The sequence below is a fragment of the Streptomyces hoynatensis genome (assembly GCF_003626535.1).
Lineage (GTDB): Bacteria > Actinomycetota > Actinomycetes > Streptomycetales > Streptomycetaceae > Streptomyces > Streptomyces hoynatensis.
This window is the reverse complement of sequence record NZ_RBAL01000006.1, coordinates 82823-96073: the sequence shown is the minus strand read 5'-3', so window position 1 is coordinate 96073 and position 13251 is coordinate 82823. Positions and strand designations below refer to the sequence as shown.

Genomic DNA, 13251 nt, shown 5'->3' with positions numbered 1-13251 from the left:
CTGTTCTGATGCAGTCTTGCCGCGACCTGGTAGTGAGCGGCCGAGGCGTGCGCCCCGGCTCGTAGACTCTGGCCCTGTGGACGGCACCCTTCAGGACCCGCTGATCGGCCAACTCCTCGACGGGCGTTACCGCGTGGAGGAGCTGATCGCGGTCGGCGGCATGGCGACGGTCTACCGGGGGCTCGACACCCGGCTCGACCGCGTGCTCGCGCTGAAGGTGATGCACACCTCGCTGGCCCAGGACGCCGCGTTCGTCGCCAGGTTCATCCGCGAGGCCAAGTCCGTGGCGCGTCTCGACCACCCGAACATCGTGGGCGTGCTCGACCAGGGCACCGACGGTCCCTACGTGTACCTCGCCATGGAGTACGTGGCGGGCTGCACGCTGCGCGACCTGCTGCGGGACCGCGGGGCGCTCCAGCCGCGCGCCGCGCTCGACATCGCGGAGCCGCTGCTCGCCGGCCTCGCCGCCGCGCACCGGGCGGGCCTGGTGCACCGCGACATCAAGCCGGAGAACGTGCTGATAGGCGACGACGGCCGGGTGAAGGTGGCCGACTTCGGGCTGGTGCGGGGGGCCGACGGCCAGACCTCGGCCACCACGGGCTCCCTGCTCGGCACCGTGTCCTACCTGGCCCCCGAGCAGATCGAGGGCCGGGAGGTCGACGCCCGCACCGACATCTACGCCTGCGGCCTGCTGCTGTACGAGATGCTGACCGGCGCCAAGCCGCGCGCCGGGGACTCGGCGGCCCAGGTGCTCTTCGCCCACGTCAACGAGGACGTGCCCCCGCCCTCGCTGGCCGTGCCCGGGCTGCCCGCGGCGCTCGACGCCCTGGTGACGCGGTCGGCCGCCCGGGAGCCCGGGACCAGGCCCGCGGACGCCGCCGCGATGCTCTCGCTGCTGCGGGGCGCGCGGGCCGGGCTCTCCCCGGCGCAGCTGGACGCCGTGCCGCCCGCCGCCCGCCAGGCCGGGGCCGGCGCCGGGGCGCCGGCGGGCGCGGAGGACAGCACGAGGATCGTGCCGCTGCCGCCCGGCGTGCGCCCGGCGCGAGCGGTGGCCGAGGAACCGCCGTTCGGCAGGGCGTACGCCGGCGCGCCGGCGCGCGAGGAGGCGCCAAGGGGCATCACAGGTGGTCCCGGGGCCCCGGGGGTCCCCGGGGTCACGGAGGGCGTGAGCCGCACCGCCAGGATCGAGCTGCCGCCGCTGCCGCCGCCCGACGAGCCGCCGGGCCACGCGCCCGGCGCGGGCCGGGGACGGCGGCTGCCGCGGCGCGGGGTGCTGAGCCTGGTGCTCGGCGCCCTGCTCGCCCTCGGGGTCGGGGTGGGCATCTGGTACATCAACTCGGGCCAGTTCCTTCGCACTCCCGGGGTCTACGGCCTCGCCCAGGAGGAGGCCGAGCAGGAGCTGCGAGACGCCGGGCTGAAGGTGCGGGTGGCGGAGGAGTTCTCGGACACGGTCGACCCGGGCCACGTCATCTCCACCGACCCGGAGCGCGGCGCCCGGGTGCGCAGGAACGCCACCGTCACCATCACCGTCTCGCAGGGCCCACGCGTGGCCGAGGTGCCCAACCTGCGGGGGATTCCCCTGGAGGAGGCCGAGGAGCAGCTGGCCGAGGCCGGGCTGAGCGCGGGCGAGGTGGACTGGGAGTTCTCCGGCGAGGTGCCACGCGGCTCGGTGCTCCGCACCGACCCGGAGGCCGGGGCCGAGCGCCGCCCGGACTCCGAGGTGAACCTGGTGGTGAGCAAGGGCCGCGAGGTCCGGGTCCCGGACGTCGTCGGGCTCTCGCGCCAGGAGGCCGTCGACCGGCTGCGCGAGGCGGGCTTCGAGCCGAAGGTGAACGAGGAGCGGGTGTACTCCGAGGAGGACGCGGGCCACGTCGCCGCGCAGTCCCCGGGGGCCGGGGGTTCGGCGGCCGAGGGCGACCGGATCACCCTCACCCTCTCCAGGGGGCCGGAGCAGGTCGTGGTGCCCGATGTCGAGGGCATGGACGAGGACGAGGCCAGGGACGCGCTGGAGGAGGCCGGGTTCGAGGTCACCGTGCGGCGGCTGTTCTTCACCGGCACGGTCTTCAACCAGTCCGTGGACCCCGGCGACCGGGCCCCGCGCGGCTCCACGATCACCATCTGGGTGCGCTGAGCCGCGGGCGGGCCGCCCCGCGGGAGGGCGAAAACGCCCACCGGGGCCACAAACGCCCGAATCGGAACTCCCGCCCATCCTTCGCTTGTTTGCTCTCGCGAAGTCCGGAGCCCTGTGATGCGCGTCATAGGAGCGCGGTCACATACGAAAAAAGGTAGTGTTCCGCGGCGGTGGACATCTCCCGGGAAACAAAAGGAATTCCCCGCGCATTCCCCCGGCAATTACCCCCGGCGCACTATCCGCCGTAGTACCCGGCCTCATTGCGCGGTCTTTTTAGGGGCTGTTAACAAGGTCCCTCGCAATCCACGCGAGGAAGAGGACCCCCGTCATGCCTGCCTCCCCTGCCCACACCCAGCGCCAGATCCGATTGCGGAAGACCGCAACGGCCGTGCTGACGGCGACCGGAATCGCCGCGCTCGCCCTCACCGCCGCCCCCGCCTCTGCGGGCGCGGCCGAGCCCGCGGTGCGCGCCGCCAACGCGCGGGCCGTCAGCTGGGACGTCAAGGCCGCCGACGTCACCGCCCAGCGCCTGACCGAGAACGCCACGACCGGAGCCGAGGAGGCCGACGAGGGCACCGTGGAGGCCGGGGCGCGCGAGCACCGCCACCACTGCCGGCACCACGGCGCCGAGTCCGGCCGGCAGGACGAGGACACGCAGGACACCGAGGGCACCGAGGACACCGACGAGACCGAGGGCACCGCGGACGCGCAGCCCGAGGAGGCCGAGGAGGAGCAGGCGCAGGCCGCCGCGCCCGAGTCGGCGCCCGCCGAGGAGGCCGCGCCCGAGTCCGCGCCGGCCGGCTCCGCCCCCGAGCCCGCCGCGGAGCCCCAGGCACAGCCCTCCTCGGAGCCCGCCGCGGAGGAGGCCGCCCCCGCGCCGGCCGCCCAGACCGAGTCCGCCCCCGCCGAGGCCGCGGAGCCCGAGTACCCGGACAACCTCGACGGCTGGATCAGGGAATCGCTCGCCGTCATGGCGGATCACGGAATTCCCGGCAGCTACAACGGCCTTTACCGGAACATCATCCGTGAATCCAGCGGCAATCCTTGGGCCATCAACAACTGGGACATCAACGCGATCAACGGCACCCCGTCCAAGGGCCTGCTCCAGGTGATCCAGCCGACCTTCGACACCTATCACGTCGAGGGCACCTCCTGGGACATCTACGACCCGGTGGCGAACATCACCGCGGCGGCCAACTACGCCTGGCACCGGTACGGTTCGATCGACAACGTGAACGGCCCGTACTGATCGGCGCCGCCTGAGGCGCGCCGCGCACCGGGCCGGAAAAGCCCGTCGCGGTGGCAAAGAAGCAGCGGTGGCCGCGTCCCCCCAGCCGGGGACGCGGCCACCGACGCGTCGTCAGGAGGCGCGGCCGGGGCCCGCGTCGGACCGCGGCCCGTTGCCGGCCGGCGGCCCCGCTCGCCGGCCGGCGGGCCGGCTACAGCGCCGGGCCCTCGTCCGGCTCCTCCTGGTAGGAGTAGCGCTGCTCGCGCCAGGGGTCGCCGATGTTGTGGTAGCCGCGCTCCTCCCAGAAGCCGCGGCGGTCGGCCTCCATGTACTCCACCCCGCGCACCCACTTGGGGCCCTTCCAGGCGTACAGCCGGGGAACGACCAGGCGCAGCGGGAAGCCGTGCTCCGCGGTCAGCAGCTCGCCGTCGCGGTGGGTGGCGAAGAGGGTCTGCGGGTCCGCGAAGTCGGCGAGCCGCAGATTGGCGCTGTAGCCGTACTCGGCCCAGACCATGACGTGGGTGGCCTCGGGGGCGGGCGGCGCCAGGGAGAGGAGCGTCGCGGCCCGCACCCCGCCCCACTCGGCGTCCAGCATGCTGAACTTGGTGACGCAGTGCAGGTCGGCGACCACCGTCTCGTAGGGGAGCGCGGAGAACTCCTCGTGGCTCCAGCAGCGCTTGTCCCCGTCGGCGGTCGCGCCGAAGACCCGGAACTCCCAGCGTTCGGGACGGAACTTCGGGACCGGGCCGTAGTGCGTCACCGGCCAGCCGCGTTGCAGCCGCTGTCCCGGAGGGAGCCGGTCGCCCACCCGCTCGGGCACTTCCCCTGCGCGGCTTTCCGGCTGACCCATGTCTCCATGGTGACAGACCCGGGGGACTGCTTCGCGCCAGGCCACCGGGCGACACCCCGCGGGCGGATCATCCGCACCTTCGGGAACACTTCCCGGGAAAGCGGACGACGCCTCCCCTCTCCCCCCTCTTCCCCTCCTTCGGGGTAAGTGTGCACTTACTGGACGAATCGCCGCACGCCCTGCCACCATGCGCGGACGAGTCCGCCGCACCAGGGAAGGAACGCAGCGCCATGCAGGGCGACCCCGAGGTCATCGAGTTGCTGAACGAGCAGCTGACCGCCGAGCTGACCGCCATCAACCAGTACTTCCTGCACGCCAAGATGCAGGAGAACTTCGGCTGGTCCCGGCTGGCGGCGTACACGCGCGCCGAGTCCTTCGACGAGATGCGGCACGCGGAGATCCTCACCGACCGGCTCCTCTTCCTGGAGGGGCTGCCCAACTACCAGCGGCTGTTCCACGTTCGGGTGGGCCAGACGGTGACCGAGATGTTCCAGGCCGACCGGCAGGTGGAGGTCGAGGCCATCGACCGCCTGCGGCGCGGCATCGAGGTGATGCGCGCGAAGCACGACATCACCTCGGCCAGGCTCTTCGAGGCGATCCTCAGGGACGAGGAGCACCACATCGACTACCTGGAGACCCAGCTGGACCTGGTCGAGAAGCTGGGCGAGCCGCTCTATCTCGCCCAGCAGATCCGGCAGCCGGCCACGGAAGGGCACCACGGCCCCGACGGCGGCCACCACGAGGGCGGCGAGCACGGCGAGGGCCGGCACTGAGCGCCGGGCCTCACGCCTCCACGGCGGCGGGCGGCGCGGCGACGGCCGAGGGAGCGGGCGGCGCGGACACGGCGCCGGAAACCCCGGCGGGCGCGGCGGCGGGGGCGCCCGCGGGCAGCGCGGACGCGCGGCGCGGCAGCGCGCCGCGGCCGAGCAGGCCCTGGATGCGGCGCACGCACGAGCCGCAGTCGGTGCCCGCGCTGCACCGCCGCGCGATCTGCCGCGGGGTGCAGGCCCCGGCCGCGGCGTGCGCGCGCACCTCCTGCTCCGTGATGCCGAAGCACGAGCAGACGTACACGTGGACCCCTCCGCGGTCAGACTAAGGTAAGGCTTACCTTACCCCGCCTCCCGCGTCGGGGTCACACCGGGTACGCACGCGCCGGGGTCACGCCCGGTACATCTCCGCCACCAGGAAGGCCAGGTCCAGGGACTGGCTGCGGTTGAGCCGCGGGTCGCAGGCCGTCTCGTAGCGCTGGTGCAGGTCGTCCACGAAGATCTCGTCGCCGCCGCCGACGCACTCGGTGACGTCGTCCCCGGTCAGCTCCACGTGGATGCCGCCCGGGTGCGTGCCCAGCTGCTTGTGGACCTCGAAGAAGCCCTTCACCTCGTCGAGCACGTCGTCGAAGCGCCGGGTCTTGTGCCCCGAGGCGGCCTCGAAGGTGTTCCCGTGCATCGGGTCGCAGACCCAGGCCACCTGGGCGCCCGAGGCCGTGACCTTCTCCACCAGCGTGGGCAGCCGGTCGCGGATCTTGTCCGCTCCCATCCGCGTGATGAACGTCAGCCGCCCCGGCTGCCGTTCCGGGTCCAGGCGCTCGATCAGCGCCAGGGCCTCCTCCGGGGTGGTGGCCGGGCCGAGCTTGACCCCGAGCGGGTTCTGGATGCCGGCGGCAAAGGCGACGTGCGCGCCGTCGAGCTGCCGCGTGCGCTCCCCGATCCACACCATGTGCCCCGAGACGTCGTACAGCTTTCCGCTGCGCGAGTCGGTCCTGGTCAGGGCGCTCTCGTAGGCGAGCAGCAGCGCCTCGTGCGAGGCGTAGAACTCCACGGCGTGGAACTCGGCCGGATCGGCGCCGCAGGCCTTCATGAAGCGCAGCGCGTTGTCGATCTCGCGGGCGAGCGCCTCGTAGCGCTGCCCGGAGGCGGAGCTGCGCACGAAGTCCTGGTTCCAGGCGTGGACCTGGTGCAGGTCGGCGTAGCCGCCGGTGGTGAAGCCGCGCACCAGGTTCAGCGTGGCGGCGGAGGCGTGGTACATGCGCCGCAGCCGCTCCGGGTCGGGCACCCTGGCCTCGGCGGTGAACTCCGCGCCGTTGACCGAGTCCCCCCGGTAGCTGGGCAGCGTCACGCCGTTGCGCGTCTCGGTGGGCTTCGAGCGGGGCTTGGAGTACTGCCCCGCGATCCGGCCGATCTTCACCACGGGCACCGCGGCGGCGTAGGTCAGCACCGCGCTCATCTGGAGCAGCGTCTTCAGCTTGGCCCTGATCTGGTCCGCGCCGACCTGGTCGAACGCCTCGGCGCAGTCGCCGCCCTGGAGCACGAACGCCTCGCCCCTGGCCACCGCGGCCATCCGCTCCCGCAGCTGGTCGCACTCGCCGGCGAAGACCAGCGGCGGATAGCCCTTGAGGTCCTCGGTCACGGCGCGCAGCGCCTCCGGGTCCGGGTAGTCGGGCTGCTGCGCCGCGGGCAGGCTCTCCCAGACGGCGCTGCCGTTGCTGATGCTGTCGGCTTGCTGGGCGTTCTCGGTCACGCGCTCCAGATTACGGGGTGCCGTCCGGCGGCAGCAGTCCCCGGCCGGTGGGTGAGACGCCCTGCCGACGCGGGGTGGCCGGCCGGGTGCGGGCTGGGGTACAGTCCGGGCCATGTTCGCGCAGCACCTCAGCTCCTGGTGGTGGACCGCTTTCCCGGCGGCCCACTGACTGCGCGTTCCCCAGGATTTCGCGAAGGCCGCCCGAGGGGCGGCCTTCGGCGCGTGTGCGGGCGGCCGTCCCCTCCGACTCCCAGGAAGGGACCCCGCCGATGGACCGCGAGGAAGAACGGCACGACCCGCCCGGCCACTCCCCCAAGCCCGGCTCGCCCGGGCCCGGCGCGCCCACCCGCCGCCTGCTGCGGGAGCTGCTGACCGGCACCACGCCCTTCGCCCTGCTGCGCCGCCGCACCCCGGGCCACGACCAGGGGGTGGTGGAGCTGCTGACCGGCCCGGTGACCGAGGTGGCGCGCCTGGCCGACCTCCCGGTGCCGGAACGCGCCCTGGCGCTGGTGCCCTTCCGGCAGCTGCGGGAGCGGGGCTTCGAGGTCACCGACGACGCCACGCCCCTGTCGGTGCTCGTGCCGGACGAGACGTGGGAGCTGCCGCTCGGCGAGGTCGCCGCGGCGCTGCCCGAGCGGGAGATCACCGTGCACGGCGGCGGGTTCGACGTGGACGACGAGGGCTACCGGCGGATCGTCGCCGAGGTGGTCGAGCGGGAGATCGGCGCCGGTCAGGGCGCCAACTTCGTGATCAAGCGCACCTTCACCGGGCACATCCCGGGCTTCGGCCGGGCCGAGGCCCTGGCCCTGTTCCGGCGCCTGCTGCTCGCCGAGCGCGGGGCGTACTGGACGTTCGTGGTGCACACCGGGCGGCGCGTGCTGGTCGGCGCGAGCCCCGAGGTCCACGTGCGGATGAGCGGCGGCACCGTCGTGATGAACCCCATCAGCGGCACCTACCGCTACCCGCCCGGGGGCCCGAGCGTGGCCGGGCTGCTCTCCTTCCTCGCCGACCGGAAGGAGGCCGAGGAGCTGTCGATGGTCGTCGACGAGGAGCTCAAGATGATGTGCGCCGTCGGCGACCAGGGCGGCGTCGTGGTCGGGCCGCGGCTGCGCGAGATGGCCCATCTGGCGCACATCGAGTACGAGTTGCGCGGGCGCAGCTCGCTCGACGTGCGGGAGGTGCTGCGCGAGACGATGTTCGCCGCGACGGTCACCGGCAGCCCCGTGGAGAACGCCTGCCGGGTGATCGCCCGCCGCGAGCACGGCGGCCGGGGCTACTACGGCGGCGCGCTGGCCCTGCTCGGCCGGGACGCCGGCGGGGCGCAGACCCTGGACTCGCCGATCCTGATCAGGACCGCCGACATCAGGACGGCGGACGGGCGCCTGCGGGTGCCCGTGGGCGCCACCCTGGTCCGCGGCTCCGACCCGGCGGGCGAGACGGCCGAGACGCACGCCAAGGCGGCGGCCGTGCTGACGGCCCTCGGCGTGCGGAACGGCCCCGCGGGAGGCGCGGGTCCCCGCCCCCGGCTCGCCGGCGACCCGCGGGTCGCCGCCGCGCTGGCCGGGCGCCGGGCCCTGCTGGCGCCGTTCTGGCTGCGGATGCGCACCGCCCGGGAGGGGGCGACGGGCCCGGCTGGCGAGGCGGGCCCCGGCATCCTCGTGGTCGACGGCGAGGACACGTTCACGGCGATGCTCGCCCACGTGCTGCGGGCCACCGGCTCCGGCGTGACGGTGGCGCGCTACGACGCCCCGGGCACCGCGGAACGCGCCCTGGCGCACGCCGGGCCCGTGGTGCTCGGCCCCGGGCCGGGCGACCCGAACGACGCGGCCGACCCGAGGATGCGCGCGCTGCGCTCCCTGGCCGCCGCGCTGCTCGGCGGGCACCCGCACGGGGTGCTCGGCGTCTGCCTCGGGCACGAGCTCCTCGCCGCGGAGCTCGACCTGCCCGTGGTCCGCAGGGAGCAGCCGCGGCAGGGGGCCCAGGAACGGATCGACTTCTTCGGCGGGACGGAGACCGTGGGCTTCTACAGCTCCTACGCGGCGCGTTGCGACGCCGCCGCGCGGCGCGCCCTGGCCGCGCGGGGCGTCGAACTCAGCCTGGACGCGGCCACCGGCGAGGTGCACGCCCTGCGCGGGCCCGGGTTCGCCGGGGTGCAGTTCCACCCCGAGTCCGTCCTGACCCTCGACGCCCCGCGGCTGCTCGGCGGGCTGCTCGGCCACCTGCGCCGGACGGCCGCCGGGGCGGCAGGGGCCGCCGCGCCCGCGCCGGGGGGCGGCCGCCCGGAGTGACCGGCTGAGGGCCGGGACCCGGCGGACGCGGCGGACGCGGCGGTGAGCGCCGGGGGGAAGCGGGAAAGCCGGGGAAGCCGCCCGGCCCGCGCCCGGTGGGGCGCGGGCCGGAGTCGGCGTCGCTCGCCCCGGGGCCTCGCGCCCCCGGGCGCCTCGGACGCTCCCGAACGCTGTGGGGCGCGCCGCCGCGCCCCGCCCCCGGCCCTCGGTCCTGCTCCCGCCCCGGGCCCGCCCCGGTTCTCAGCCCCCGGTCCGCGCCTCGCCCGCCGCGCCGCCCGCGCCGCCTTCGGGCTCGCCCGGTGCACCCCCGCCAGGCCCGCCCGCCGGCCCGCCCGCCGCCTGTTCCGCCAGCTGCCGCTTGGCGACGGTGGCGTAGACGTCGACGTACTCCTGACCGGAGAGCCGCATGATCGCGTACATCACCTCGTCCGTCACCGAGCGCAGGATGTACCGGTCGCTCTCCAGGCCCATGTACCGCCTGAAGTCCAGCGGCGCCCCGATCCTGATGCCGGGCCGCATCAGCCTGGGCACCACCTTGCCCGGCGGCTGGATCTTCTCCGTGTCGATCATGGCCACCGGCAGCACCGGCGCCCCGGTGGCCAGCGCCACCCTGGCCAGGCCGCCCGGCTTGCCGCGGTAGAGACGGCCGTCGGGCGAGCGGGTGCCCTCGGGGTATATCCCGAAGAGCTCGCCCCGTCTGATCACCTCGATCCCGCTCTGTATCGCGGCCTCCCCCGCCCCCTTCGCGCCCGACCTGTCCACCGGCAGCTGACCGACCCCGCGGAAGAAGGCGGCGGTCAGCCGTCCCTTGATCCCGGGCGAGGTGAAGTACTCGGCCTTGGCGATGAACGTCACCTTGCGGTCCAGCACCGCGGGCAGGAAGAACGAGTCGGAGAAGGAGAGGTGATTGCTCGCCAGAATCGCCGGCCCCTCGGCCGGCACGTGTTCGAGCCCTTCCACCCAGGGCCGGAACACCAGCTTGAGCCCCGCCCCGAGTGACACCTTCAGCGCGCCGTACAGCACCCCGTGACCTCCTGTGAGTCCCCGTCGTCCGACCCTACTGGCGATTCGCACCCGTGGCGCCCCGCAGAACGCCGCGCGTAGGGTTGTGCACGTGCAGCTACTTCCCGGGGCCGACCCCTTCACGCACGACGGTTCGGCGACCGGCGTGCTGCTCTGCCACGGTTTCACCGGCAGCCCGCAGTCCCTCCGCCCCTGGGCGGAACACCTCGCCGCGGCGGGGCACACCGTGCGGCTGCCGCTGCTGCCAGGACACGGCACCCGCTGGCAGGACATGCAGCACACCGGCTGGCAGGACTGGTACGCGGAGGTGGACCGCGAGCTGCGCGCGCTGCGGCGGCGCTGCGAGCGGGTCTTCGTCTGCGGCCTGTCCATGGGCGGGGCCCTGGCCCTGCGGCTCGCCGCGAGACACGGCGAGGCGGTGGTCGGCCTGGCCCTGGTCAACCCCGCGCTCACCTTCCCCAGGCTCCAGGGGTACGCCCTTTCGGTGCTGCGCCACCTGGTGCCCAGCACCCGGGGCCTGGTCTCCGACATCGCCATGCCGGGGCGCGAAGAGGTCGGCTATCCGCGCGTGCCGCTGCGCGCGGCCCACTCGCTGCGGGCCCTGCTCGCCCTGGTCCGCGAGGAACTGCCGCGCGTCACCCAGCCGTTGCTGCTGATGCACAGCCGGGTGGATCACGTGGTGCCACCGCGGGACTCGGCGCTGGTGCGCGCCGTCGTCGGCTCGGCCGAGGTGCGGGAGCTCGTGCTGGAGGCAAGCTTTCACGTGGCCACCCTGGACAACGACGCGCAGCGTATCTTTCAGGAGACGGACGCCTTCATGACCCGGCTCGCGACAAGGAAGACTGCTCGTGACGGAACGTGACCAGGAGCGCGGCGACGGCCGCGATCCGATCGACGAGGAAGCCGCATGGGCCGAGATCGTGGCCGGATACGGCGAGGAGCCGGCGGACCCGCCCGGGGTCTGGCCGAAGGCGGAGGAACTCGACCTGACCGACACCGTCGACCGCGTGGCGCCCGTGGTCTCCACTCCCGAGCCGGCGCTCCCCTTCGACTCCGGGCCGCGTGACTGGGAGCCCGCGGAGGACGAGGAGGAGGACCACTTCATCCCGCCCGAGCCGCCGCCGCTGCCGGAGACCGACCTGTCCACCAAGCTGGCCTGGGTCGCGGTGCTCGGCGGGCCGTTGCTGCTGATCGTCGCGGTGCTGCTGCAACGGGAGATGACCTGGTGGATCGTCACCCTGGGCGTGGGTGGCTTCCTCGGCGGCTTCGCCACGCTCGTCACCAGGCTGCGGGACGGCAGGGACGACGACTGGACCGATCCGGGCAGCGGGGCCGTGGTCTGAAGCCGGTCCCGGCGCGGGGTCCCGGGGCGGCCCCTTCCGGGGGGCGGCGGCCGGGGCGGGCGCTCAGCCGACCCGGAGCCTGGCGAGCACCGGCAGGTGGTCGCTGGCGCGGGGCAGGTCCGCGGCGCGCAGCCCGGGCAGCCCCTCGGGCACCCCGCAGCCGAGCACCTCGATCCCCGGCGTGCACAGGACGGCGTCGATGCGGCGGGCGGGCGCCGCGGCCGGGAAGGTGAACGCGCCGCCCTCGGGGGCGGCGGCCCAGGCGTCGCGCAACGGGCCGTCCGGCCCCCCGGCGGCGGGCTCCCGGGCGGCCGCGCCGGTCAGCAGCCGGAGGACGGGCCCGGGCAGCGGCTCGTTGAGGTCCCCGGCGACGATCCCGGGCAGCGCCCGCCCGTCCGGCTCCCGGGCCAGCGCGGCCAGCCGCTCCCGCAGGAGCGGGGCGTGCCGCAGGCGTTCCCCGGCCCGCAGCCCGAGGTGACAGCTGAGCACCGCGAGCCCGGCCCCGCCCGCGGCTCCGGGGAAGCGCAGCACCGCACCGGCCAGGCCGCGCCGGTGCAGCCCTGGGGTGACCGGCAGCCTCACGTCCTGCGCCCGTTCGACCGTGGCCCGCGGGGCGGCCAGGATCATCGTGCCGCAGGCCGGCGCGCCCCCGGTGACGTACGCCAGGCCCGTGGCCCGGGCGAGCCGGGCGGCGCGCAGGCGCCAGCCGGGGAAGCGGGGGGCCTCCTGCACGCAGAGGACGTCGGGGGCGCAGGCCCGGATCACCCCGGCCAGCGCCGCCCGGTCGTCGCGCAGCGAGCGGACGTTGTAGGCGAGGAGGCGCAGCTCCACGCTCACCGGCCGCGCCCCCGCGGGTTTCAGCCCTGGCGGGCGAGGTCGGCCGCGCCCACCAGCCCGGCCCGGCCGCCGAGCTGGGCCGCCAGGACCTGGGCGTGCGGCCGGTACCTGCCGCCCACCAGCCAGCGCCTGAAGGACTTGCGGATCGGGTCGAGGACCAGGTCGCCCTCGTCGGAGACGCCGCCGCCGACGATGAACGCCGAGGGGTCGAAGAGCGAGGCGAGGTCCGCCAGGCCCGCGCCCGCCCAGCGGGCCAGCTCCCGGAAGGAGTCCCTGGCCACCGGGTCGCCCTGCCGTGCCGCCGCGCTGATGTGCCTGCCCTCGATGCCCTCGGGGGTGCCGTCGCCCATGCCGAGCAGGAGGGTGGCGGCCTCGGGCGTGGCCGTGGCCCGCTGCCTGGCGTACCGCACCAGGGCCCGCCCCGAGGCGTACTGCTCCCAGCAGCCCTGGCTGCCGCAGCCGCAGAGCAGGCCGTCGGGCACCACCCTGACGTGGCCGAACTCGCCCGCCACGCCGAACCTGCCGCGGTGCAGCCTGCCGCCGATGATGATGCCGCCGCCGATGCCGGTGCCCAGCGTCACGCAGACCACGTCGTCGTGCCCGGCCCCGGCGCCGAACCGGTACTCGCCCCAGGCCGCGGCGTTGGCGTCGTTCTCCACGACCACGGAGAGGCCGACCCGCTGCTCGATCTTGTCCTTGAGCGCCTCGCGGCGCCAGTAGATGTTCGGCGCGAAGAGGACGGTGGCCCGCTTGTCGTCCACGTACCCGGCCGCGCCGATGCCCACGGCCTCGACGGAGGTGCCGCCGCCGACGGCCTTGATCGCGCCGGCGATGGCCTCCACAACGCCCTCGGGGGTCGGCGGCGTCGCCACCTGGCTGGTGTCGAGGATCGTGCCGTCCTCGTCGACCACGCCGGCCGCGATCTTCGTTCCGCCGATGTCGACGCCGATGGTCAGTGCCATGTGTCCCTCAAGTGATGTAGTGAATCCCCGCCTCCGCAACACGGTACCGGAGGCCGGAAGAGGGCACTGCCC

Annotated in this window: 13 protein-coding genes; 7 read left to right on the top strand and 6 right to left on the bottom strand. The window is 74.7% G+C overall.

Annotated elements, in window-relative coordinates; genetic code table 11:
• Positions 1-76: 76 nt before the first annotated feature.
• Both pknB and D7294_RS12585 read left to right on the top strand, forming a co-directional pair.
• Positions 77-2131: a Stk1 family PASTA domain-containing Ser/Thr kinase gene (pknB, locus tag D7294_RS12590; RefSeq protein ID WP_120678880.1), complete on the top strand. Its 2055-nt coding sequence runs from the start codon at positions 77-79 to the stop codon at positions 2129-2131.
• Positions 2132-2459: 328 nt separating this feature from the next.
• Entirely contained in the window at positions 2460-3380 is a 921-nt protein-coding gene (locus D7294_RS12585) for a transglycosylase SLT domain-containing protein (RefSeq protein ID WP_120678878.1), read from the top strand.
• Between the two features lie 190 nt (positions 3381-3570).
• Here D7294_RS12585 and D7294_RS12580 read toward each other — a convergent pair whose 3' ends face one another.
• A complete protein-coding gene (locus tag D7294_RS12580; RefSeq protein ID WP_120678876.1) occupies positions 3571-4209 on the bottom strand; it encodes a sulfite oxidase-like oxidoreductase in 639 nt (212 codons plus the stop codon).
• 230 nt (positions 4210-4439) lie between these two features.
• Here D7294_RS12580 and bfr point away from each other — a divergent pair, with 230 nt between their 5' ends.
• The gene (gene bfr / locus D7294_RS12575) at positions 4440-4982 is read left to right on the top strand and encodes a bacterioferritin (RefSeq protein WP_120678874.1); all 543 of its coding nucleotides are present in this window, start codon (positions 4440-4442) and stop codon (positions 4980-4982) included.
• Between the two features lie 10 nt (positions 4983-4992).
• Here the strand turns inward: bfr and D7294_RS12570 are convergent, their stop codons facing one another.
• Together D7294_RS12570 and D7294_RS12565 are read right to left on the bottom strand one after the other, a co-directional pair.
• Positions 4993-5280, bottom strand: a complete 288-nt coding sequence (locus D7294_RS12570) for a (2Fe-2S)-binding protein (protein WP_120678872.1) — start codon at positions 5278-5280, stop codon at positions 4993-4995.
• Between the two features lie 87 nt (positions 5281-5367).
• A complete protein-coding gene (locus tag D7294_RS12565; protein ID WP_241562312.1) occupies positions 5368-6726 on the bottom strand; it encodes a class II 3-deoxy-7-phosphoheptulonate synthase in 1359 nt (452 codons plus the stop codon).
• Between the two features lie 112 nt (positions 6727-6838).
• Between D7294_RS12565 and D7294_RS33940 the strand changes: the two genes are divergently transcribed.
• Both D7294_RS33940 and D7294_RS12555 read left to right on the top strand, forming a co-directional pair.
• Positions 6839-6895, top strand: coding sequence for a trp operon leader peptide (locus tag D7294_RS33940; RefSeq protein WP_120679313.1), 57 nt, complete (start codon positions 6839-6841; stop codon positions 6893-6895).
• A gap of 100 nt (positions 6896-6995) precedes the next feature.
• On the top strand, positions 6996-9014 hold the full coding sequence (locus D7294_RS12555; protein WP_120678868.1) for an anthranilate synthase family protein: 2019 nt from the start codon (positions 6996-6998) through the stop codon (positions 9012-9014).
• Positions 9015-9254: 240 nt separating this feature from the next.
• Here the strand turns inward: D7294_RS12555 and D7294_RS12550 are convergent, their stop codons facing one another.
• The gene (locus D7294_RS12550) at positions 9255-10037 is read right to left on the bottom strand and encodes a lysophospholipid acyltransferase family protein (RefSeq protein ID WP_120678866.1); all 783 of its coding nucleotides are present in this window, start codon (positions 10035-10037) and stop codon (positions 9255-9257) included.
• Between the two features lie 91 nt (positions 10038-10128).
• On the opposite strand from D7294_RS12550, the gene D7294_RS12545 reads away from it, so the two are divergent.
• Complete coding sequence (locus tag D7294_RS12545; RefSeq protein ID WP_120679311.1) at positions 10129-10899, top strand: alpha/beta hydrolase; 771 nt, start codon at positions 10129-10131, stop codon at positions 10897-10899.
• Positions 10886-11380 carry a hypothetical protein gene (locus D7294_RS12540; protein ID WP_120678864.1) on the top strand — a complete coding sequence of 165 codons (495 nt, stop codon included), beginning with the start codon at positions 10886-10888 and terminating at the stop codon, positions 11378-11380. Before D7294_RS12545 ends, D7294_RS12540 begins: the two co-directional genes overlap by 14 nt.
• Before the next feature lie 63 nt (positions 11381-11443).
• On the opposite strand, the gene D7294_RS12535 is transcribed toward D7294_RS12540, so the two are convergent.
• Both D7294_RS12535 and D7294_RS12530 read right to left on the bottom strand, forming a co-directional pair.
• Positions 11444-12217 carry an endonuclease/exonuclease/phosphatase family protein gene (locus D7294_RS12535; protein WP_241562311.1) on the bottom strand — a complete coding sequence of 258 codons (774 nt, stop codon included), beginning with the start codon at positions 12215-12217 and terminating at the stop codon, positions 11444-11446.
• 20 nt (positions 12218-12237) lie between these two features.
• Positions 12238-13179: an ROK family glucokinase gene (locus D7294_RS12530; RefSeq protein WP_120678860.1), complete on the bottom strand. Its 942-nt coding sequence runs from the start codon at positions 13177-13179 to the stop codon at positions 12238-12240.
• Positions 13180-13251: the final 72 nt, after the last annotated feature.

Excerpts from the sequence above, each read along its gene's own strand:
- D7294_RS12585 (WP_120678878.1), top strand. The coding sequence starts at position 2,460 with ATGCCTGCCTCCCCTGCCCACACCCAGCGCCAGATCCGATTGCGGAAG.
- D7294_RS12580 (WP_120678876.1), bottom strand. The coding sequence starts at position 4,209 with ATGGGTCAGCCGGAAAGCCGCGCAGGGGAAGTGCCCGAGCGGGTGGGC.
- bfr (WP_120678874.1), top strand. The coding sequence starts at position 4,440 with ATGCAGGGCGACCCCGAGGTCATCGAGTTGCTGAACGAGCAGCTGACC.
- D7294_RS12555 (WP_120678868.1), top strand. The coding sequence starts at position 6,996 with ATGGACCGCGAGGAAGAACGGCACGACCCGCCCGGCCACTCCCCCAAG.
- D7294_RS12530 (WP_120678860.1), bottom strand. The coding sequence starts at position 13,179 with ATGGCACTGACCATCGGCGTCGACATCGGCGGAACGAAGATCGCGGCC.